Source organism: Leuconostoc sp. LN180020 (genome assembly GCF_014844115.1).
In the GTDB taxonomy this organism is placed as follows: domain Bacteria; phylum Bacillota; class Bacilli; order Lactobacillales; family Lactobacillaceae; genus Leuconostoc; species Leuconostoc citreum.
This window is the reverse complement of record NZ_CP039736.1, coordinates 78,142-100,317: the sequence shown is the minus strand read 5'-3', so window position 1 is coordinate 100,317 and position 22,176 is coordinate 78,142. Positions and strand designations below refer to the sequence as shown.

At 39.7% G+C, this 22,176-nt stretch carries 25 protein-coding genes; 18 read left to right on the top strand and 7 right to left on the bottom strand.

Annotated elements, in window-relative coordinates; genetic code table 11:
- The first annotated feature begins 26 nt into the window (after window positions 1-26).
- From xseA to recN, 6 genes are read left to right on the top strand one after another with little or no spacing between them, the layout of a single operon-like run.
- A complete protein-coding gene (gene xseA, locus FAZ25_RS00580; protein ID WP_192269722.1) occupies window positions 27-1,313 on the top strand; it encodes an exodeoxyribonuclease VII large subunit in 1,287 nt (428 codons plus the stop codon).
- On the top strand, window positions 1,306-1,530 hold the full coding sequence (locus FAZ25_RS00575; RefSeq protein WP_004903115.1) for an exodeoxyribonuclease VII small subunit: 225 nt from the start codon (window positions 1,306-1,308) through the stop codon (window positions 1,528-1,530). The genes xseA and FAZ25_RS00575 overlap by 8 nt, the downstream gene beginning before the upstream one ends.
- Window positions 1,523-2,437 (top strand): polyprenyl synthetase family protein, encoded by a 915-nt coding sequence (locus FAZ25_RS00570; protein WP_040189962.1) that lies wholly within the window; start codon window positions 1,523-1,525, stop codon window positions 2,435-2,437. The genes FAZ25_RS00575 and FAZ25_RS00570 overlap by 8 nt, the downstream gene beginning before the upstream one ends.
- Window positions 2,434-3,276 carry a TlyA family RNA methyltransferase gene (locus tag FAZ25_RS00565; RefSeq protein WP_040189963.1) on the top strand — a complete coding sequence of 281 codons (843 nt, stop codon included), beginning with the start codon at window positions 2,434-2,436 and terminating at the stop codon, window positions 3,274-3,276. Before FAZ25_RS00570 ends, FAZ25_RS00565 begins: the two co-directional genes overlap by 4 nt.
- Window positions 3,269-3,724, top strand: a complete 456-nt coding sequence (locus FAZ25_RS00560; protein ID WP_048801592.1) for an arginine repressor — start codon at window positions 3,269-3,271, stop codon at window positions 3,722-3,724. The genes FAZ25_RS00565 and FAZ25_RS00560 overlap by 8 nt, the downstream gene beginning before the upstream one ends.
- A 27-nt stretch (window positions 3,725-3,751) precedes the next feature.
- A complete protein-coding gene (gene recN / locus FAZ25_RS00555; RefSeq protein WP_040190136.1) occupies window positions 3,752-5,437 on the top strand; it encodes a DNA repair protein RecN in 1,686 nt (561 codons plus the stop codon).
- 70 nt (window positions 5,438-5,507) lie between these two features.
- Here recN and FAZ25_RS00550 read toward each other — a convergent pair whose 3' ends face one another.
- Window positions 5,508-6,815, bottom strand: coding sequence for an NCS2 family permease (locus FAZ25_RS00550; RefSeq protein ID WP_040189965.1), 1,308 nt, complete (start codon window positions 6,813-6,815; stop codon window positions 5,508-5,510).
- Between the two features lie 295 nt (window positions 6,816-7,110).
- Between FAZ25_RS00550 and FAZ25_RS00545 the strand changes: the two genes are divergently transcribed.
- Genes FAZ25_RS00545 through FAZ25_RS00515 form a run of 7 tightly spaced genes read left to right on the top strand, consistent with a single transcriptional unit; the run spans window position 7,111 to window position 12,534 of the window.
- Window positions 7,111-7,791 (top strand): 2,3-diphosphoglycerate-dependent phosphoglycerate mutase, encoded by a 681-nt coding sequence (locus FAZ25_RS00545; RefSeq protein WP_192269720.1) that lies wholly within the window; start codon window positions 7,111-7,113, stop codon window positions 7,789-7,791.
- Between the two features lie 26 nt (window positions 7,792-7,817).
- Complete coding sequence (gene pepA, locus FAZ25_RS00540) at window positions 7,818-8,894, top strand: glutamyl aminopeptidase (RefSeq protein WP_040189966.1); 1,077 nt, start codon at window positions 7,818-7,820, stop codon at window positions 8,892-8,894.
- A 6-nt stretch (window positions 8,895-8,900) separates the two neighbouring features.
- Window positions 8,901-10,085 carry an FtsW/RodA/SpoVE family cell cycle protein gene (locus FAZ25_RS00535; protein ID WP_004903093.1) on the top strand — a complete coding sequence of 395 codons (1,185 nt, stop codon included), beginning with the start codon at window positions 8,901-8,903 and terminating at the stop codon, window positions 10,083-10,085.
- Window positions 10,082-10,369, top strand: coding sequence for a YlbG family protein (locus tag FAZ25_RS00530; RefSeq protein ID WP_004903092.1), 288 nt, complete (start codon window positions 10,082-10,084; stop codon window positions 10,367-10,369). Before FAZ25_RS00535 ends, FAZ25_RS00530 begins: the two co-directional genes overlap by 4 nt.
- Window positions 10,370-10,398: 29 nt before the next feature.
- Entirely contained in the window at window positions 10,399-10,959 is a 561-nt protein-coding gene (gene rsmD / locus FAZ25_RS00525; RefSeq protein ID WP_036061138.1) for a 16S rRNA (guanine(966)-N(2))-methyltransferase RsmD, read from the top strand.
- A 16-nt stretch (window positions 10,960-10,975) separates the two neighbouring features.
- Complete coding sequence (coaD, locus tag FAZ25_RS00520; RefSeq protein WP_004903085.1) at window positions 10,976-11,452, top strand: pantetheine-phosphate adenylyltransferase; 477 nt, start codon at window positions 10,976-10,978, stop codon at window positions 11,450-11,452.
- A complete protein-coding gene (locus FAZ25_RS00515) occupies window positions 11,452-12,534 on the top strand; it encodes a SepM family pheromone-processing serine protease (protein WP_048801577.1) in 1,083 nt (360 codons plus the stop codon). Before coaD ends, FAZ25_RS00515 begins: the two co-directional genes overlap by 1 nt.
- Window positions 12,535-12,570: 36 nt before the next feature.
- Here the strand turns inward: FAZ25_RS00515 and FAZ25_RS00510 are convergent, their stop codons facing one another.
- From FAZ25_RS00510 to pncB, 3 genes are read right to left on the bottom strand one after another with little or no spacing between them, the layout of a single operon-like run.
- A complete protein-coding gene (locus FAZ25_RS00510) occupies window positions 12,571-13,260 on the bottom strand; it encodes a MucBP domain-containing protein (RefSeq protein ID WP_004906446.1) in 690 nt (229 codons plus the stop codon).
- Between the two features lie 34 nt (window positions 13,261-13,294).
- On the bottom strand, window positions 13,295-14,122 hold the full coding sequence (gene nadE, locus FAZ25_RS00505) for an ammonia-dependent NAD(+) synthetase (protein WP_192269718.1): 828 nt from the start codon (window positions 14,120-14,122) through the stop codon (window positions 13,295-13,297).
- Window position 14,123: 1 nt separating this feature from the next.
- Complete coding sequence (gene pncB, locus FAZ25_RS00500; RefSeq protein WP_004906444.1) at window positions 14,124-15,473, bottom strand: nicotinate phosphoribosyltransferase; 1,350 nt, start codon at window positions 15,471-15,473, stop codon at window positions 14,124-14,126.
- Window positions 15,474-15,545: 72 nt separating this feature from the next.
- Between pncB and tsaE the strand changes: the two genes are divergently transcribed.
- The 3 genes from tsaE to FAZ25_RS00485 are packed head-to-tail and all read left to right on the top strand — an operon-like array spanning window position 15,546 to window position 17,030.
- A complete protein-coding gene (gene tsaE / locus FAZ25_RS00495; protein WP_012305079.1) occupies window positions 15,546-15,995 on the top strand; it encodes a tRNA (adenosine(37)-N6)-threonylcarbamoyltransferase complex ATPase subunit type 1 TsaE in 450 nt (149 codons plus the stop codon).
- Window positions 15,992-16,495 carry a GNAT family N-acetyltransferase gene (locus FAZ25_RS00490; protein WP_004909770.1) on the top strand — a complete coding sequence of 168 codons (504 nt, stop codon included), beginning with the start codon at window positions 15,992-15,994 and terminating at the stop codon, window positions 16,493-16,495. Before tsaE ends, FAZ25_RS00490 begins: the two co-directional genes overlap by 4 nt.
- Before the next feature lies 1 nt (window position 16,496).
- On the top strand, window positions 16,497-17,030 hold the full coding sequence (locus FAZ25_RS00485; RefSeq protein ID WP_004906442.1) for a 3'-5' exonuclease: 534 nt from the start codon (window positions 16,497-16,499) through the stop codon (window positions 17,028-17,030).
- A 38-nt stretch (window positions 17,031-17,068) separates the two neighbouring features.
- Here the strand turns inward: FAZ25_RS00485 and FAZ25_RS00480 are convergent, their stop codons facing one another.
- Genes FAZ25_RS00480 through FAZ25_RS00470 form a run of 3 tightly spaced genes read right to left on the bottom strand, consistent with a single transcriptional unit; the run spans window position 17,069 to window position 18,959 of the window.
- A complete protein-coding gene (locus tag FAZ25_RS00480) occupies window positions 17,069-17,893 on the bottom strand; it encodes an exodeoxyribonuclease III (RefSeq protein WP_004900556.1) in 825 nt (274 codons plus the stop codon).
- Between the two features lie 16 nt (window positions 17,894-17,909).
- Window positions 17,910-18,743 carry an NAD(P)H-hydrate dehydratase gene (locus FAZ25_RS00475; protein WP_004908043.1) on the bottom strand — a complete coding sequence of 278 codons (834 nt, stop codon included), beginning with the start codon at window positions 18,741-18,743 and terminating at the stop codon, window positions 17,910-17,912.
- Between the two features lie 54 nt (window positions 18,744-18,797).
- Window positions 18,798-18,959: a hypothetical protein gene (locus FAZ25_RS00470; protein WP_004900552.1), complete on the bottom strand. Its 162-nt coding sequence runs from the start codon at window positions 18,957-18,959 to the stop codon at window positions 18,798-18,800.
- Between the two features lie 235 nt (window positions 18,960-19,194).
- On the opposite strand from FAZ25_RS00470, the gene pepV reads away from it, so the two are divergent.
- Both pepV and FAZ25_RS00460 read left to right on the top strand, forming a co-directional pair.
- Window positions 19,195-20,610: a dipeptidase PepV gene (gene pepV, locus FAZ25_RS00465; RefSeq protein ID WP_004904289.1), complete on the top strand. Its 1,416-nt coding sequence runs from the start codon at window positions 19,195-19,197 to the stop codon at window positions 20,608-20,610.
- Between the two features lie 339 nt (window positions 20,611-20,949).
- The gene (locus FAZ25_RS00460) at window positions 20,950-22,092 is read left to right on the top strand and encodes a nicotinamide-nucleotide adenylyltransferase (protein WP_192269804.1); all 1,143 of its coding nucleotides are present in this window, start codon (window positions 20,950-20,952) and stop codon (window positions 22,090-22,092) included.
- Window positions 22,093-22,176: the final 84 nt, after the last annotated feature.

Sequence of the window (22,176 nt, the reverse complement as noted above, 5' to 3'; positions counted from 1 at the left end):
ATACATGAAAATGGTATAATTAAACTATGTCTGAAACTCAAAAATATTTAACAATTAGTGCACTTACAGCATATTTAAAGCGTAAATTTGATGCAGATCCATATTTACAAAAAGTCTATGTTACTGGTGAAATTTCTAATATGGGCCGTCGGCGTGGCCGGCATCTTTACTTTTCAATTAAAGATCCAAGTGGGCGTGCCGTAATTTCTGCTGGGATGTTCTCGTATGCTAATCGACTAAAATTTCAGCCAGAAGAAGGTATGAAAATAAATGCGGTTGGCCATGTACAATTGTACGAGCCAAATGGTACCTATGCAATTATTTTGGACGATATGACACCCGATGGTGTGGGAGCCTTATTTCTAGCATATGAACAGTTGAAGAAAAAATTATCAGCCGAAGGGTTGTTTAGTTTTCCTAAGAAAAAATTACCGCTATTACCACGAAAAATCGCAGTGGTAACTTCGCCGACTGGGGCCGTCATTGAGGATATAGTTAGAACAGTGCAACGTCGTTTTCCAAGTGCGCAAGTTGTTTTGTATCCAGCCGTTGTTCAGGGAGAGAAAGCAGCAAAAACGATTATTAAACAAATCCAACGTATTGATAAATCAAATCAATATGACACATTGATTGTTGGTCGTGGTGGGGGTTCCATAGAGGACTTATGGGCATTCAATGATGAAATGTTGGCACGAACTGTCGCCGAGCTTAGCATTCCTGTGGTTAGTTCAGTCGGCCACGAAACAGATAATACACTGATTGATTTCGTCGCAGACCATCGTGCGGCTACGCCAACAGCAGCAGCTGAGTTAGCCACGCCAGTTACCTTGACACAGTTGATAACACGTTTAAACGAATTACAAGTGCGTTTACAATTAACGCTGCAACAGCAGATTGATGTCAAACGTCAACGCGTTGCGCGCGTAGCTAATCACGTCATTTTTCAACAACCAGACCGTTTGTATGTTGGCTATAATCAACGTGTGGATCAATTACGACATGATCTTGAGCAACTAATGCAACAACACATTGTTGCAGCTCGACACCGTCTCACAGTTGTTTCCCAGAGGCAATCGCAGATGAGCCAACAGATATTACAACAACCAAGAGAAAAACTACAGCTGCTAGCAGCTAAATTAGACTCAATGAGCCCATTGAAAATATTAGTCCGTGGCTTTGTAGTGATGGAAAAAGAACAACAAGTTGTGAAAAGTATTCAAGAAATTGCTGCAGAGGATCAAGTTAATCTGCGCTTGAGCGATGGCGTGGCAAAAGCAAAAATAATAGAAACGAGCAAACTAACACATGAGTGAAACAAAGACATTCGAAGATAAGTTACAGCAATTAGAAGGCATTGTTAGTGAATTAGAGAAGGGTGATCGTCCTTTAGAGACGGCTCTGGCTGATTTTCAAACTGGTGTCGGTTTGGTAAAAGAATTGCAAGGCACGCTCAAGCATGCAGAAGAAACATTGGCTAAAGTGATGAGTGATGATGATAAACTAACCGATTTGGAACTAACTAATGACTAATCTAAAAAATTTTCAAGCGATTTGGCGTCCAAAAATTGACCAACAGTTACAGACGGATTTAATTGCTATATCTGGCGATGCTGAATTTGCGCAGATGATGTGTTATGCTGTGCTAAATGGCGGAAAACGTTTACGTCCGCTATTAACTTTGGCAGTACTATCCAGCTTTAATGTGTCCGTGACACCCAATTTACTAAAATTGGCAACGGCGGTGGAGTGGGTGCATTCTTATTCGCTTGTGCACGATGATTTACCTGCCATGGATAATGATCTTTGGCGTCGCGGACAACCAAGTGTGCATGCTAAATTTGGAGAATCATCAGCTATTTTAGTTGGTGATGCTTTGTTAACTGGTGCTTTTCAAGTTGTTTCTGAAGCAAATGCGTTGGCAGCGAACGCACAAAAAGTGAGTGATGAGCAGGTGATAACCATCATACGGCAGTTATCACAATATGCTGGTGCTAATGGTATGGTTATTGGCCAAATACATGATATGCAGAACCATGGCCATCAAAAATCTGATGTGACTTATGATTGGCTATTAAATGATGTATATGCCCCGAAAACAGCAGCACTAATTAGTTATGCAACTGATATCGGTGGTAAACTATCTCAGGAAATGGCTTCAACATTAGTACACCCGAAAACGCAGTATGATTTATATCAGTTTGGTTATGATTTTGGCCTAGCCTTTCAAATTCAAGATGATATTGATGACTTTGATCAAGATAATGACGAAGCTGTTGACTCATTACCACATCTTGTAGGTATGGCTGCTGCAAAGCGTACACGAAATGATTTACTTGCTGATGCACGGCAACGATTAACTAATATTGCGCAGCGTGAGGCCAGTTTTGATCGGCAATTGTTAGATGAATTTTTAGATTTAATTGGAGAATCAGTATGAGTGCTGTAGAAAAAGAGCGTGTTGATATATTGTTAGTACAACAGGGCCTATTTGACTCACGTGAACAAGCTAAGCGAGCAGTGATGGCGGGGGAAATACTAGGTGACAATGAAGAACGTTTAGATAAAGCAGGTCAGAAAATACCTGTTACAACGGAATTGCATTTTAAAGGTGAAAAACTAAAATACGTATCACGTGGCGGATTAAAGTTAGAAAAAGCGCTCAATGATTTTGATATTTCGGTCGCTGATAAAGTTGTTTTAGATATTGGCTCGTCTACAGGTGGCTTTACTGATGTTGCCCTTCAAAATGGGGCCAAATTAGTGTATGCATTGGATGTAGGGACGAATCAATTAGCATGGAAATTGCGTTCAGATGAGCGCGTTAAAGTGATGGAAAATACTAATTTTCGTTACTCACAATTAAATGATTTTAAGTTTGGGCAACCACAATTTGCAACGATTGATGTGTCATTTATTTCTCTTGGACTAATTTTGCCACCATTATCTCAAATTATTACGTCTGGCGGACATGTTGTTGCACTGATTAAGCCTCAGTTTGAAGCGGGTCGCGAGCATGTCGGTAAAAATGGGATTATTAAAGATCAACACGTTCATAAGTATGTGTTACAAAAGACTGTACAAATGATGCTTGCAGAAGGTTTTTCAATTAAAGGGTTAACCTACTCACCAATTAAGGGCGGGCAGGGCAATATTGAGTTTTTAGCTATCTTGATGCGCGAACAGACAGCAACTATGAATACAGATATTGATATTGATAAGCTACTCGAACAAACCTATGCGCAATTAAATCATGTAGGAAATAAGGATGATGAATAAAAAAACACGTCAAAAAACACTCATGACACTTATTCAAAATCAACCGCTAGGACGTCAAGAAGACATTGTTGCTTATTTTGAGACCTTGGGCGAAACAGTGACACAAGCAACTATTTCACGAGATATCAATGAGTTGGGACTGATTAAGGTCCCTAATGCTCATGGCGGTTTTCACTATCATTTGCCAAAACAAGATGATCGACCGCATTTGCAACGTTTACGTCGTGCGTTGCAGCAATCATTTTTAAGTCAACGTGCACAACGCGGTCAAATTTTATTAAAAATACAGCCTGGTAGTGCACAGTTAATTGCTAACTTGTTTGAAAAAGTCAAATTTCCAGAGGTTTTTGGTACTTTGAGTGATGATGGTACGGTACTCGTATTATTAAAAGATGGTGTGACAACAGCAGAAATGACGAGTATTATTCAGAAATTACTGGAAAAATAGAAATGTATTAGGAGCATGAAAGCGAATATGCTAGAAAATCTTGTCATTGAAAATTTTGCCATTATTGAGAAAATTGATTTACAATTTGAAGATGGCATGACCGTTTTAACGGGTGAAACGGGTGCAGGTAAATCAATTATTATTGGCGCTTTACTACTATTAACCGGCGGTCGTGCGAGTTCTGAAATGGTTCGACATGGCAGCAAAAAAGCTATTTTACAAGCTGTATTTAGTATTACAACCAATCAATCGTTACTAACGCTTTTAAGCCAACATGGCATTGAAGCTGATGATGGACAAATGATTATTTACCGTGAGCTGAATCATAACGGACGTAGTGTGATCAGAATCAATGGTGTTTTAATTAACTTAAAAACGTTATCGATTATTGGTCGACAGCTGGTCGACATTCAAGGACAAAACGATACACAGCAACTACTTAATGTAGATGAGCATATACAATTGCTTGATGCATTTGGTGGGGACATGTTGTTGCAGGTCAAGTCAGCTTATCAAAGCGAATTTTTGGAGTTTCGTGCAATTACCCAACGTATTCGTAAAATTCAAACATCACAGCAAGAAATGACGCAACGACTAGACCTGCTGCAATTTCAGCAGCAAGAGTTAATGGAAGCGGATTTGAGTTTGAATGAAGAAAATGATTTATTGGATGCCCGTGGTAAATTGTTAAATTACAAGAAAATTGCTGATCGCTTACAAAATACACAGTTTGCGCTGAATGGCGAACAAACTGGTGCAATAGACCTATTGGCAGAAGCGATGCACGAGTTACAAGAAATTGCGGCGTATGATAATACCTATGCTGAGCTAGCTAAAACGATTGCCGATAGTTATTACACGGCGCAAGAAGTCGGTCGAGATGTTGATGAACAGATAGGCGCATTAACCTATGATGAATCAGAATTATTACGTATTGAAGAACGCTTACAGTTGATTCATGGTTTGGAAAGAAAATATGGGACAACAGTGGCCGATGTTTTGGCTTTTCAAGAAAAAGTTAATGCTGAACTTGCAACGTTGGTAGATGATTCATTTAATGTGGATAAGTTACAAGTCAAGCAAAATAGTTTACGTCAATCTTTGCGTCAAAAAGCGATGAGACTACGTGAAGTTAGACAGCAAGTGGCACGTCAGTTAGAACAGGATGTTAATCAGCAATTGTCAGACTTATTGATGACAGGGTCAGAATTTGCGGTACATTTTGAGCCCATTGAAGGTTTTATTTCATCTGGCTCTGATAGCGTAGAATTTTATGTTCAGACAAATGTTGGTGAAGGTATGGCCCCATTAGTTAAAATTGCTTCTGGCGGTGAAACAGCACGATTAATGCTAGCATTGAAGACGACGTTTGCTAAACAGCAACATATTATTTCAATTGTGTTTGATGAAGCAGACACCGGTGTTTCCGGACGTGTAGCCCAGGCGATTGCTAAGAAAATGTTGACAATTGCAGCTGACTCGCAGGTTTTTGCGATTACGCATTTACCACAAGTTGCTGCTGCAGCCACACATCATTTTCTAATTGCTAAAACAACAGAACACGATCGTACAATAACTCAGGTTTCGTCACTAGATGAATCAGGTCGTGAGCGCGCCATTGCCATGATGTTATCGGGCGATAAAGTTTCTAAAACGGCACTTGCCAATGCCAAAGATTTGCGGCGCCAATATACCAAAGGCGCAACCAAGTAATAGCAAGCCATCTAATAACTAAAAAGACTGAACTCATATGAATGAGTTCAGTCTTTTTAATATCTAAATATTAATGTGCAATAATGACCAAGAAAAGTACGAATAAAATAGCCAAAGCATACATTAGTGGATGTACTTTTTTACCACGACCAGTACTAATCATAGTAATTGGATAGAGAATGAAACCAAGGGCGATACCATCAGAGATTGAGTAAGTTAAAGGCATACCAATAACAATGAGGAACGCTGGTGCTGCGATAGCAAAGTCTTCCCAATCAATTTGACGTAGGCTTTTCGCCATTAACACCCCGACAACAACGAGTGCCGGTGCTGTGACCTGTGATGTAACAACAGTCAGCAGTGGTGAAAAGAATAATGCGATTAAGAAAAAGATACCAGTAAAGACACTTGTTAATCCGGAACGACCACCAACAGCGATACCAGATGATGATTCGACATAGGCTGAGGTTGGGGATGTTCCGATGACAGCACCAACAGTCATACCAACAGCGTCGGCCATTAATGCTCTTCCGGCGCGTGGCATTTCGTTATTTCTCATGAAACCAGCCTGTGTAGCAAGACCAATCATTGTTCCCGCTGTGTCAAAGAAAGTGACGAGTAAGAAAGTAACGACAACAGTCACCATTTGTAGTGAATTGATGTCACCGATGTGTGTGACCCCAGCACCAAAGGTTGGTGCCAAAGAAGGGGCTGAAGAAATAAGTGCGCTTGGTAGTTTGATAAGACCAAAAATGATGCCAACAACTGACGTCATCACCATACCAATAAAAATGGCAGCTGGAATTTTACGTGACAACAAAATGAAGGTTACAATAATACCAAAGATAGCCACTAATGAGGTTGGTGTGGTTAAATGACCAAGAGAAACCATTGTGTCTTTGTTGGCAACAATTAGACCGGCATTATGTAAGCCAATAAAAGCGATAAATAAACCAATACCAGATGCGATGGCTAACTTTAAATTTTGAGGAATAATGTTAATAATTTTTTCTCGTATTTTGAAGAAAGTTAATACGAGAAAGATGATAGCAGCAACGAATACACCTGCCATTGCTGTTTGCCATTTGACACCCATACCAATAACCACAGAATAAGCGAAGAAAGCATTAACACCCAAACCCGGTGCGATAGCAATCGGATATAATGCAACGATGCCCATGAATAGCGTCGCAACAGCTGATGCAACAGCTGTTGCCGTGAATACCGCACCCTTATCCATGCCAGCAGCACCGAGGACAGTGGGGTTAACAAATAGAATATAGGCCATGGACGCAAAGGTCGTTAGCCCAGCGATGAACTCTGTACGTATTGACGTGTTCAGTTCATCAAGTTTAAAATAATTTGCAATCGTAGACATGATTGCCTCCCAAAAATATTGTAACGCCTAAACGTTCTATACTAGTTTAACAGTATAAAAGGCGAATTAAAATATAAAAACGTTAGAATTTACCGTTTAAACCGATCGTTGCCGTTGATTTATTGTTGAAAGCGCTTAATAAACGAACGATAAAGGCTTAATGTTCGTTTATTAGTTAAAGATAACCGAATTCACTAGCTAACAATGTGACTATCCGTTAGCTGTGGCTAGGATAGAATGTGATGGCTTATTTAATGTTATAATAGAAACATCTTTTACTGAAGGAAGTTGTATTATGGTAGCACAACTTGTGTTAGTTCGTCATGGGGAGTCAACCGCTAATCGCGATAATCAATTTACTGGGTGGACAGATGTACCACTTACTGCAAAGGGGCGTGCACAAGCAAAAAAGGTAGGACAATTATTGGCTGATAAAGTAATGACCTTTGATGATGTCCATACATCCTATTTACAGCGTGCGATTTCAACGGCTAACATTATTTTATATGAGTCTCATCAGTCTTGGGTGCCAATCCATAAAACTTGGCGTTTAAATGAACGGCATTATGGTGCGCTCCGTGGTTTAAATAAGGATGCAGCACGTCAGAAATATGGTGTTTCGGCTGTACAATTATGGCGAAGAAGTTATACAGCCGTGCCACCGTTATTAGATCGTGTGACACCAGACCGCCGCTATCCTAACCAAATCGAGCCACTCGGAGAAAGTTTAGCAATGGCCAGTGATCGCTTATTACCTTATTGGCATTCTACGATTGAACCGGCGCTACGTGCTGGTCGTCATCAGCTTGTGGTGGCACATGGCAGTTCATTACGGGCACTGATTAAATACTTAGAAAATATTAGTGATGAAGCCATCGATGGCTTAGAAGTTGGCAATGGTGAACCAATTTGTTACACATTTAATGAAAAATTTAAAATTAGTCCACGCCAGTACCTGCAGGCAGATGTTAAATAAAATAAAGACCATATAAGGAGTGAAAAATGAACGATAAAACATGGGCGCGAATAAAAAAATATACGGAGCATCAAGGCACATCTGGGCAAGAGCATTTAGTGCGGCAAGCTTTGCGCCAAGATATGCAACCATTAGTTAATGAAATTCATCAAGATGGCTTAGGTGGTATTTTCGGTGTTAAAAACAATAAACAGATTGATGCACCGCGCGTCATGTTTGCGGCGCATATGGATGAAGTCGGCTTTATTGTTACGGATATTTTGCCTACTGGCACGTTTAAAGTAGCCACCATTGGCGGTTGGAATCCTGTAGTCATTTCTTCACAACGTTTCACCTTATTTACGAGTAAAGGCACCTATCCAGTTGTTTCAAGTTCTGTATCACCGCACTTATTGCGCGGCACAGGGCATGCACCACAATTACCTACTATTGATGACATTTTATTTGATGGGGGCTTTGTTGATCATGATGAAGCATTGGCTTACGGTGTGAGACCTGGGGACTTCATTGTGCCGGAAGTTAAAACAATTTTAACTGCCAATAAAAAGCGGGTAATATCTAAGGCATGGGATAATCGCTTTGGCGTGGTAACCATACTTGAAGCATTAGAAGCACTAGTTAATGAACCCACACCGAATACGCTAATCATGGGGGCAAATGTCCAGGAAGAAGTTGGCCTACGTGGTGCCCATGGTGCAGTTAACTTACTAAAGCCTGATATATTTTTTGCGGTAGATTCTAGTGCAGCTGATGATAATGCTGAATCACAGGGACATCAAGGTGTACTTGATCAAGGAACGTTATTGCGTGTATTTGATCCGACTGTTGTCACACCACTGCGTCTACGTGAGTTTTTGCTATCGGTAGCTGAAGACAATCACATTCCTTATCAGTATTTTGTTTCTAAAGGCGGTACAGATGCAGCAGCTGCTCAAACCGCGCGTAATGGGATACCTTCTGTTGCTCTAGGTGTGGCTTCTCGTTACATCCACACCCATCAAACGGTCTGGTCCATAGCTGATTTTGAGGCCGCTAAGGCTTTTGTTATTGCAATTGCAAAATCTTTAGACAACACAAACTTACAAACAATTATAGGTGATTAATGTTTTATGTTTAAAAAATTACGAAAATTAGATTATTGGATTGCTGTACCTTATGCCATATTGAGTATGCTTGGTATTGTCATGGTTTTTTCTGCAACCCAAGGTACAAGTACAGCTTTAAGTAATTTTATTAAACAAGCGATTTTTGTTGTGTTGGGCTTGACGGGTGCTTTTTTTCTCTACCATTTTAATTTAAAAGCGTTACGACAAAAAAAGTTGCTGCGGATGACGATGTTAATCATTATTGGTGCTTTATTGGTTGCTAAATTTATTATGCCTGCGGTTAACGGCGCCAATGGGTGGATTAGTTTAGGCCCTATCACGCTGCAACCTGCTGAATTCTTAAAACTAGCAATTATTCTATATTTTGCCGATTTTTTTGATAAAGTACCTTGGCAGACGCATTTACGTATCAGAAATCAACCGTTGTTTCAATTTCATGTTTTAGGATTACCAGGGATTGCGCTGGTGTTAGTCTTTATTATGCCAGACAATGGTAACGGCCTAATTACTTTTGTTATCTGGTTTGTGTTGTTTATGTCCTCTGGTGTACGGCGTTGGTTTATTGCTGCTGTTGCCGCCCTTGGCGGTTTAGGATTTGGCTTTTTACAGACTATTTTAAGAATCGTTAACCAAGTATTTGGTCTTAATGGGAGTCAACACTATACGTTTGCCCGATTGACAAGTTTTGTAGACCCATGGCAGCCAGGTGCAGCCGATGCTAGTCGACAGTTATTATATGGTTATTATGCAATAGCACACGGCGGTTTCTTGGGGGTAGGACTGGGAAATTCGTTAATCAAACCCTATTTGCCTGAATCCAACACAGATTTTATAATGGCCGTGATGACGGAGGAATTAGGCGCCGTGACAACGACAATTGTATTACTGTTATTGCTCATTTTAATTGGTCGTATGGTTATTCTTGGTATACGGCAGCGCAGCCAATACTATCGCTTATTATTATTTGGTATTGCAGCATTACTCTTTATTCAGGCGTTAGTTAATTTGGGTGGTGTTGTTGGTGTGCTACCTATTACAGGTGTTGTTTTCCCATTCATATCAGGCGGTGGTTCGTCGTATATCGTATTCAGTGCGGCAATTGGTTTAACGCTTAATATAGCAGCAACACAAAAGAAATTACCAGACATTCACCCAGCAGATACACTTGCTAGAAAGGATTATCAATGACATTTGCAATACAACCCAGGCGGGGCCTGTATATTTATTTAAAGCAGATGCGACACGTTTCACAACTTAAAAAATTTGGTCAAATTGTCTATGTTTCACGTAAAATGGGCTTTGCAATGATTTATGTTGATGATACTGCCATTACGCAACAAATTGAAAAAATTAAGCAATATAAGTTTGTAAAAGATGTTGTCTCATCACCGCGTCCGGATATTAATCCGGATTTGGATGATATGCATGATGATATTTTCTTTGAAAATTATGATGAGGAGAGTGCGCGTTAAGTGGCTATTCAGCCATGGCACAAATAGTTATGCGAGTAGTATCGGGACGTTTTCGGGGTACGCGTTTAGACGCTGTTTCTGGCGATAAAACACGACCAACAACTGACAAGGTTAAAGAAGCGATGTTCAGCATGTTAACACCATATTTGAATGGTGGCGAGGTATTAGACCTATATGCCGGTACAGGCGGATTGAGTATTGAGGCAGTTTCACGTGGGATGGCACATGCCACATTAGTTGACCGTCAATTTCAAGCAATTAAAGTGATTCAAAATAATATTGAAAAAACACATGATATCGCTGCTTTTACAGTAATTAAATCACCAGCAAAGCAAGCGCTTGAAAAATTTGCGCTGGCGCGGCAACAGTTTGATTTGGTATTTTTAGACCCACCCTATGCAAAGGAAACCTTGCGGGGTGATATGCGTTACATGGCAGAAAATCAGTTGTTAGCGCCACAAGCAATCATTCTTGTCGAGAGTGATGATGATGCTAATTTACCACAAGAAGATCAGAATTTTATGATTATACAACAAAAGCATTATGGGATAACCGTTGTAACAATTTATCGCTATCAAGCAAACGACTAATAGAAGGGGATTTTTCATGAGTATCGCACTATTTCCAGGCAGCTTTGATCCACTAACGAATGGACATTTAGATATCATTGAACGTGCTAGTCTGATGTTTGATAAAGTCGTGGTCGGTGTCGGCTATAATACAGGAAAAAAAGCTTTATTTACACCTGAAGAAAAACTTGCGCTAATTTCTGAAGTGGTGTCTGATTTGCCAAATGTTGAAGTAGCCATTATGCATGGCTTAACCGTACAGTTTATGGCCGAAATTGGGGCACGTTTTATTGTGCGCGGGTTACGCAATAGTAAGGACTTTGAATATGAGCGAGATATTGCTGGTGTCAATAGTGCATTGGCTGATGTTGAAACGATTTTATTATTGGCTAAACCCGAGAATCAAAATATTTCAAGTTCAATGGTTAAAGAAATAGGGAGCATGGGCGCTGATAATATGGCAAAATTTGTTCCTAAAGTAGTCGTTGATGCTTTAAAGGAACGGTTAAATTAATGCGAAAAAAAAGTAAAATTATTGCCGCAATTGCGGCTGTTTTTGTTGTCATAGGTATCGGTGGCTTATTATGGCCTATTGATGGTTATATTGAAGCGCCAGGGCAAGCTGATAACTTAGCACAATTTGTCAAAATTGATGGGAAGACAGATAATAGCAAAGGGCGTTATAACATTACCTCGGTTTATTTGTCCAAAGCTAATGGACTAGGCTATCTACAGACTTTGATTAATCCACACCTATCTTTTGCCAAAACAGCCGATGTAACTGGTGGTGAAAGTTCAGCAGTATTTGCCAAGGTACAAAATTTTTATATGCAAAGTGCCATTGCCAGTGCTGAACAGGTTGCTTTTAAAAAAGCAAACCAGCCAATTACGACAACATATCAAGGTATTTATGTTCTTAATGTGACTAAAGACTCCCATTTTAAAAAGTCAATTCAAGTTGGCGATACCATTACAGCCATTGATGGGCACCATTTTGAAAATGCCGATGGGTTTATTAAATACTTGGCGAATAAACCAAAAGACATTAGGGTGCAAATCGATTATTTACGTGATGGTAAGGCCGGCAATACATCTGGGGATACCATTAAGTTGGCAAGTAGCAAATCATCTGAATATCCAAATGGTCGATCAGGCATCGGCATTATTTTGACAGATAATGTTACGGTAAAAACAACGCCAACAGTTACTGTAGACCCTGGACAAATTGGCGGCCCGTCTGGTGGGCTGATGTTTACCTTGCAAATTTATGATCAATTAACAGGTGATAAATTATCACGTGGGCATAACATTTCTGGAACAGGCACAATGAACGCTAACGGATATGTAGGTGAAATCGGCGGTATTGATAAAAAGGTTATGGCTGCTAAGGCAGCAGGGTCAACCGTATTTTTTGCACCTTATGTAGCGCCCAACGCTGAAATATTGAAGTATGAGGAAAAACATCAAACCAACTACCAGCTCGCACGACAAACTGCAAAAAAGTATGCACCAAATGTGAAGGTAGTACCAGTAAGAACCTTTGATGATGCTGTGAATTATTTAGAGACAGGTAAAATAATTCAAACTGTTAACTAAAGTTATAAAAAAGGATTGCCCTTAGGCAATCCTTTTTTATAACTTATCAATATAGAGGCTGTTAATCCAACCAAGGTCAGCGAGTTTATACCAAACAATCCCATTGTCATGATGTTCTTCTTTTGCAATAGCCACAAAGTCGCCATCAAGAACGCTACCAACAGGAATGCCATAAGGTTCAGAAAAAACTTCTGTTGATTGTCCTGGTAAGAAATTTACGAGAGCATTTGGTTGGTTATTTTCAATAGCCTGGTCATTAATATAATTAATATTCTCTGCAGTCGGTGCAGTATCTGATAATATCATTTGACTGTCATTGTAGGGTAGCCAAGCATGGTCTCCAATTTGATACCAGAATTGACCATTGGCAGAAATCGCTCGTAATGATGTTGCCCAGTAAGTGCCAGTAGTGAGTGTAGCTGCGGGTTCAGCATTGTCTTCAGGCTCACTAAAAGCAATCACATCAAAATTAACTTTAATGTACATCATAACGCGATGAACAGCGCGCCATGTAGCAGGACGATAATAAAGATGTAATGCTTGTGGTAAATTACCAAAGACACCGGTTAAATTACCAGAATTATCGACATATGTGAAGTCTGCGATATCTGGTGTTTCAATCAGATATTGCGCGCCGATATGGCCGTCAAGTCTTACCGGTGTTTGTAACTGTTCTTTGGTTGCAATATTTTCGTAATAAACCCAAACGGGTGCTTCAGTTGTCATGAATTTAAACCTCTGAGCTCATTATACCAAATAATTAATAAAACCATGTGTCATATATTGTTACCGGCTCATGACGTTTTTGTTCACTTGCTAAATATAAGTTTTCAATTGTTTTAGCAGCATGCTCAGCAATTACTTTACCTTCCAAGTAATCATCAATGTCGTCGTAACTGACACCTAAAGCTGCTTCATCAGCTAATTGCGGACGCTCATCTTCAAGGTCGGCAGTGGGAACTTTTTCGTATAGTGAATGTGGCGCTTGAAGAGCAGCTAACATCTGACGGCCTTGACGTTTATTTAAACGCCATAATGGATTAATATCTGTGCCACCATCACCATATTTTGTAAAGAAACCAGCAAAGGCTTCAGCAGCATGATCCGTTCCGATAACGACACCTTGGTGTTCTCGTGCAACAGCATATTGTGCAATCATACGCATTTTAGGCTTAATAGAGCCACGACTCATGTCATCAACGGCCAAACCACTTGTTCGCAAAGCAGTTGTCATGGCGTCAGTGGCAGTTTTAATATTTGTCGTAATGACTTGGTTTGGTTCGATAAAAGCTAACGCTGCTTGTGCGTCAGCTTCGTCACGTTGTTCGCCATACGGTTGGCGTACAGCAATTAGTTCATATTGCTGCAAATGATTTTCGCTATTAAGTTCTTGAATAGCAATTTGGGCCAATTTACCTGCTAAGGTTGAATCTTGCCCACCAGAAACGGCAATGACGTAGCTCTGGTACTGTGGGTTAAGGCGCAAATATTGCTTAAGAAAATCAACGGATCTGTTAATTTCCTGTTTAGGATCAATGATTGGTTGAACGTGCAAGGTGGCAATAATTTTTGCTTGTAATGATCGCATATTAAAACTCCTTAATCATATTTTTAACGTGTTGAATCGTTGTGTTTTTGGCTTCGATTAGACGTTTTGAGAGTGATACTGAATATTTTTCTGGTGAATCGATGCGTTTGAAAGGCGCAGGAATGGCTGATAAGCTGTCCTTGGCGTAACGCTGTACTGCTTGTGCTGTTGGTATTTGATAAATTTGCTTACCGTGAACAAAAATATCTTGCAAAATAGGCCGTCCGACACCTTGTTCGTCAAACAGCGTAAGCATATCACCTGTGTCAGTTCGCCAAATTTGCTTTTTACCGGGGGTAGATATTTTTTCGTCATCATCCGACAATTTAATGGTATTATTCCCAGAGATGCTGACCATTTTATAAACAGCACCCAAGGCAGGTTGATCAAAAGCGGTAATTAATTTTGTACCAACACCCCACACGTCAATTTTTGCGTTTTGCTTTTTCAAATTTGTAATGGCATATTCATCTAGGTCATTTGAAGCATAAATTTTGGCGTTGGGGAAACCAGCTTTATCTAATTCTTGACGAATTGTTTGTGACAAGCCAACCATATCACCTGAGTCGATTCGAACGCCTTGAAAATTAATCTTGTCACCAAACTCGCGTGCCACTTTGATTGCATTTGGTACACCAGATTTTAAAGTGTCAAATGTGTCAACCAAAAAGACCACGTTGTGATGTGTTTTAGCATAAGCAGTAAAGGCATCGTAGTCGTTCTTATATGCTTGTACTAGTGCGTGCGCATGCGTACCTGATACAGGGAGATTGAAAAGCTTACCAGCACGGACATTTGAGGTTGCATTAAAACCACCAATATATGCAGCTCTTGTCCCCCAAAGGGCAGCGTCTAGTTCTTGTGCGCGCCTTGTACCAAACTCAAGTAAAGGTTCTCCCTTAGCAGCAGAGACAATGCGTGAAGCTTTAGTTGCAATGAGTGTTTGAAAATTAATTATGTTGAGTAATGCTGTTTCAAGTAGCTGGGCATCAACTAGTGGTCCTTCAACTTGTAACAGTGGTTCATGATCAAACATCACTTCACCTTCATGTGGCGCACGTAATGTTGCAGTGAAACGCCACTGGGCCAAATATTCTAAAAATGCTGCCGTGTAAAGATTAAGTGAGCGGAGATAATCAAGGTCACTCGCACTAAATTTGATTTTTTTTAAATAAGTGATTGTATGTTCTAAACCAGCAAAAATAACATAACCATTGTTAAAAGGCTTATTTCTAAAATAAGCCTCGAAAACAACCGGCTGTTGATCAATGCCAGTTTGCCAATAAGTATAAATCATATTGATTTGATAGAGATCAGTATGTAAAGTTAATGAATCGTCTGGATATACCATAGTTCTGTCCTTTAAGAAGATTAAACTCATTATAGCAAAAATAAGACCTAAAAGCCGTGTTATAATGAACACATGAAAGAATTCTTGATGCATAATACAATAGAAACCCAAAAATTGGCAGCCCTTGTTGCACAATCAGTTTATCCAGGTTTAGTGATTACTTTAACTGGTGATTTAGGTGCTGGTAAAACAACTTTTACACAAGGTTTTGCCCAAAAATTAGGTGTGACAGCTCGGGTTAAAAGCCCAACATTTAATATTATGAATACGTATCAAAGTCATCAGATACCGATCTACCATTTTGATGCTTACCGCTTAGAAGAAACAGGGGCAGAAGATCAAGGATTTGAGGATTATATTGGTACAGATGGGGTAACACTAATCGAATGGCCGCAGTATATGGCTGACTTGTTACCAAACAATCGGCTAGACATCACATTGTCACGTGGTGTGACTGATGATGAGCGTCTTATCAAAGTAACTGGTTTAGGTCAAGCGGCTGCTATTGAGGACAAACTATGACATTTGACATGACACAACCGATAACTTTTGAGGTCGAAGTAGCAAACTTAGCGCTTGCCCCACAATGGCAGGCGCTTATTCAACAATTGATGTCAGAGACAGATACCTTTATGATCGGAGGCATACGTGATGGTTATTCAAGACCAGAAGTGGTTGATACACCAGCAATAACCTTACTACTAATAGCTGAGCAAGCAGATAGTCGTTTGCCCGTAGGTATGGGATCTATTGATAATGGCGAGCTGGGTATGGCTATTTTAAAACAATTCCAAGGTGCAGGTTTGGGTCAAGAACTCATGAACACCTTATTGGATTGGGCTAGTCACGTGGGCCTAGCATCTGTCTGGTTGGATGTGCAGACAGATAATCAGCCAGCTGTGCATATTTATCGTAAATTTGAATTTATGATACAAGGGGTGCCTCGTCAATTAACGTTACCTAATGGCCGAGAGACAACATTGCAAAGAATGATTAAAATACTGGAAGATAAGGAAAGCTGATATGAATTTTACTGCATTAGACTTTGAAACCGCCAATCATGAAAAACATTCGGCTGTGTCAATTGCGCTTGCGGTTGTGCGTGATAACCAGGTTGTTGATGAATTTTACAGTTTGATTAAGCCGGAAACTTATTTTAGCGCTAGAAATACTGCTATTCATGGCATTACGGCTGCTGATGTGGCACAAGCCCCGAAATTTCCAGAGATTTGGGATATGATTGCCCCACTTTTTACGGAAGATAAGTTGGTAGTTGCTCATAATGCAGCGTTTGATAATGGTATTTTGAAGGGTACTTTGGATTATTATGACATAGCAGAGCCACACTATATGTTATTAGACACAGTTCGTAGTAGTCGTCAATTATTTCCTGACTTTAAGAATCATAAGTTGAATACAGTTGCTCAAAATTTAGGCATCACACTTGATCATCATCATAACGCACTCGATGATGCTGTTGCAGCGGCTAATATTTTAATTTATGAAGCAGATCATTTTGGTGTAGAGAGTTTAAAACGTTTTGTCAAAAACAAATAACGCATTGCACGAATTATAGTGCAATGCGTTATTTGTTTTTACTTATTTATAGTTATTTCTAAAGTAATAGGGGCATGATCTTGACGTAATCCGGTATCAATGACTGCGGTTGTTTTGACTTTCGGTGCCAATCTTTCACTTACTAGATAATAGTCGATTCGCCAACCAGAATTATTAATTTTACTTGTCTTACTAATTTGTGCCCACCATGTATAGAGGCCAGTCTGGTCAGGATATTGAGAACGCATTGTATCCGTAAATCCAGCCCTTAATAAGGCACTAAATTTTTCACGCTCTTGATCTGTGAAACCGGCAGAATTATGGTTAGTTTTCGGATTTTTGAGGTCAATTTCTTCATGGGCAACATTCATATCACCACTGAAAATAACAGGCTTTTGAGCATCTAATGCTTGAATATATGCACGATACGCATCATCCCAAGCGCCACGCTCTTCTAGTCGCGCTAATCCGGAGCCTGAATTAGGCGTATAAACAGTAGACACATAATAATTCTCAAATTCTAATGTGATAATACGGCCTTCTAAGTCCATATCACCCGGGGCATTGATGATGGGATAATCTACAGATAGTGGCTCTTGACGTGATAACATCATAGTGCCCGAGTAACCAGAACGCGCGGTGCTAGAATTCGTATAGATATGATAATCAGGGAAGAGGTCAGTGATTGTTTGTGCCTGCTTTTTAGTTAAGCCAACAGCTTTTAATTTTGTTTCTTGAATAGCAAAAATGTCGGGTTGACGTGCGGCAATTTGGTTGAGAACGTCCCAAGTCATTTCACCACGGGCTGATTTGTGCTCTACGGCGGCATTGATTGAGTCGATATTCCATGAGATGAGTTGCATATTGTTGAAATCCTTTTTATGGTTTTGTAACAGCGTAATGCTTCATAAACTTTGGCAGCTGCTGGCTGATTTGCGTTGGTAAAACAATGTATTGTGTTTTGGCCAGCTCATCTGCAATAGCAGAGTGACTATAGACAGCGGCTAAGACAACATCAGAAAGTGAGGCGAGAAAAAATTGGGCGGCAAAACCAGCAATAATACCTGCTAGTGTGTCACCCATGCCGCCAGTAGCTTGATAAGGACCACCTATTGGTAATTCATATATATCCTTTGATGTATAAATCTGCGTATGGTGCTGTTTTAAAACAACAATAGGCATCTGCTTGAGGCGGTCTCGTCCAAGTACGTTAAAGGCTTCAAACGCTTGTTGTGCAATTGAAATACCTGTTATACGTTGCCATTCCATTTGATGGGGGGTTAAAACGAGACGTGCGTGTGGTAAGTTAATGTGGTTTTCGGCTAATAAAGTTAATGCTGAGCCATCGACAATTAAAATCTGTTTTGGAAAGACAGCCCGAAAAGTTGCCTGTAAGATGTCTAAACGATCTCCTAAGCCCGAACCGATTAAAATAACATCATTATTTTGTATCAGCGTCGTGAGGTCTTGATTGAAATCAACGACCATTGCTTCTGGTAAATGGCTATGTAGTGCCGTAAAATTAGCGGTATCAGTCGCTACGGTCACTAGACCAGCACCAGCATAAACAGCTGCCATGGCATTCATAATAACAGCACCACCAAACTCTGCTGTACCACCAATAATCAATACGCGACCAAATGTACCTTTATGTGATTGTGCTGGACGTGGCGTAATCACTTGATATAGGATTTTTTCTGACAGTTGTTTCATAACTTAACACCTCGTAAGTCATTTTAGGTAGCACATTTCACGCAATCAAGTGAATTATGACTCGCGATGCTGCCAAAGCATCATAACCACAAGTAAAACGACGCCAAAATTGGCACTTAGAATTGCCAAGTTTGACTGGTTAAGTACCCAACTGGTCAAAGAAATAAACATTAATATAATCGCAATAATTACCATATAAAGATCTGATTTTTTCATGATTGAATAGCCTATCTTTTGTTTATAGTGATTGGTTCGTTATAGTAACGTAACCAAAAGATGACGCTGTATATACTTTCATTGTAAAGGATTGTCTATTGATTTACAAACTGCGTGATTGGACGGTGATTTTGTCTGCATGCTGGTGGTTAATGCCCGTAAATGAAAATTTGCTATAATTGTGACAAACAGTATAATAAAATTATAAATATAGTGAAAGGTTACTTAGAATAATATGACAATAGATTGGAAAAAAGAAGCTCAAACCCGTCAAACTAGTTTTATTAATGATTTAAAACATCTTTTAGCAATAGAATCTGTCCGTGACGACACACAAGCCAGTGCAGATGCGCCTTTAGGACCTGGGCCTAAAGAGGCGTTATTGGCCATGTTACGTTTAGCCGAACGTGACGGTTTTACGACCAAAAATATTGATAATATTGTTGGTTATATTGAAATTGGTCCCAAAGATGCCAAAGATTACGTTGCAATCTTGTCTCACGTTGATGTGATGCCTGCTGGTGAGGGATGGGAGACTGCACCATTTGAACCTGTCGTGACTGAAGATAAGATTATCGCTCGCGGCGCCTCAGATGATAAAGGTCCGGGGATGGCTGCTTATTATGCCTTTAAAATTTTAGCCGAACTTGATGTGCCACTAAAGCGTCGTGTACGTTTGATTTTTGGGACAGACGAAGAAAATGATTGGCTAGGTATGACACGTTACTTTGAAGTTGAGCCTGCCCCAATCTTTGGTTTTTCACCAGATGCTGAATATCCAATTATTAATGGTGAAAAAGGGAATGTACAGGTTGAGCTTAAAAGTCAAGCAAATAATAGCGGTACAGAGACGTTGGTGACTTTTGAAGCTGGGCTACGCACTAACATGGTACCAGGTATTGCACGTGCGACCGTTAAATCAGCGCAAGTTGATAACCTGACTGCTGAATTTGAAAAGTTTTTGGCCGCGAATCCACAAATTTCAGGTGCTATCGAAACGAATGGGGATGAGATGCATTTTGTAGTAAATGGCAAGCAGGTTCACGGTGCTATGCCTGAAACTGGCGAAAATGCCGGTACCTATTTAGCGCACTTTTTGCAAAACTTTGCATTTGGCGGTACAGCTAAATCATTCTTAACATATTTAGGGACACCAGCACATCAGGATACGATTGGTCAGAAATTTGGTGTGAATTATACCGATGACGTGATGGGGCCATTGTCAATGAATGTGGGTATTCAAAAATTTGTTGATGGTGAGGAAGCATTTATTAACTTTAATTTTCGCTATCCTAAAGGGATTACACCGGATGAGATTGTCACTGGTTTAGCCTCACAATTAGGTGACTGGGATGTCGTACCAACAGTTGGGGGACATGCACAGGTGCCACATTATGTATCACCAACTGATCCGGTTGTCGATACATTATTGCGTGTCTATCATGAACAAACTGGATTACCAGCTCACGATCAGGTTATTGGTGGCGGGACTTATGGTCGTTTGATGGCGCGTGGTGTTGCGTTTGGGGCGCTGTTCCCTGATTCGCCAGATACAATGCATCAGGTTAATGAGTTTGCGTTACTTGATGATTTGTATCGATCAATTGCCATTTATGCGCAAGCAATTGCTGAATTGACTGCTATTGATTAATAAAAAGTGATGGTGCTAATTGGGCACCATCACTTTTTTGCTAAGTTAACAAGTACGATAGGCACATTGATTTCTTGTGTTTTCTACGTAAATGTGATCTAACTCAGATTTAGGGTTTTCTTAGCGTAACCTTTCGAGTTACTGCATGGCATACCAACTTAGATGAATTAAAGCAGGCTACTTAACAGTTTTTCTTTAATGATTAGGTATTTTGTGTGGTAACTTGGTATAATTAGAAACAACCTTATAGCAATAAGGACGAATTATCGTAATTGAAGGAAAGTGAGGGTACGGAAACGTTATAGCAAAGGCTATTAACGACAGAAGTACATGATGAACATGAGAACTTTTGCTGGAAATCTCTACAAAGATGATCTTGAAGGTGACAATATTGGTGTTTTTTTTGGTACATTAGCGCCAATGCACGTAGGTCATCAAGCCGAGATTTATAAGGCAGCTGCCTTGAATGATGGGGTTGTTGTGATTGCATCAGGCTACACAGGTGATCGTGGTGACCAAATGGGACTTTCAGTTGAAAAAAGATTCAGATATTTAAGGGAAGCTTTTAGCGATGAAACAGCGATTAAAGTCGATTATATTAACGAAGATAATATTCCTCAGATGCCTGCGGGATGGGATGAGTGGACGAACATCTTAGTTGATACGGTGAAGCGTAATATTGTTAATCCAGAGGCCCAAATTACTTTTTATACTGGTGAAGCAGAATATAAGGCAGAGTTAGAAAAAAGATTACCGCAGACGCGTCAATTTAAAGTGAGCTTAATGGATCGTACGGTCTTAAAAATTTCTGCAACAGACATTAGAAAAGATCCAATTGGTAATTGGGATTATATTAATCGTGTATTTCGTCGTCATTTTACTAAAAAAGTGACAGTGATGGGTTCTGCATCAACTGGTAAATCAACATTAGTTCGTCGCTTGGCCAGAACGAGTAATTCGCCGTTTTCTGAGGAATATGCACGTGAATATCAAGAACGATCGAATGTCAGCGATGATGAATTGATTGTCAAAGATTATATTCGTTTGATTCAAGGTCAGTATGATGCCAATTCAAGAGAAATTAATTCGCCAGCAAATAATGGTTTAACCATTTTCGACACTGATGCGATGGTGACTAAGGTTTATGCAGATATATGGCTGAACAAATCAGACAGTGCGCAACTACAACCGTTATTTGATAATACGATTTGTGAAGAGTTGATTGATTTAATTCTGGTTATTCCACCAGTTACACCTTATGTTGATGATGGTTTTCGAAATATGGCCAATGCTGACCAAGATTCACGCTGGGCTTTTCATCGTGAATTGATGAAAGTCATTGAACATTATGGCTTTATGGATAAAGTTGTGTTACTTGATGCCAAAGGCGATGCTGATGATCCTTATGGTTATTACGCTCGTTATTTACAAGCATTAGATGCAATCCAATCCCGTACTGGGTTCAATATTAAACACATTTAATTTGTAAAAAAGCATACATTAAATGTGTTTATTTTTTTATATTAAATTGTGATTTTAATCACTTGTTTATTGAAAAAGAAAGGT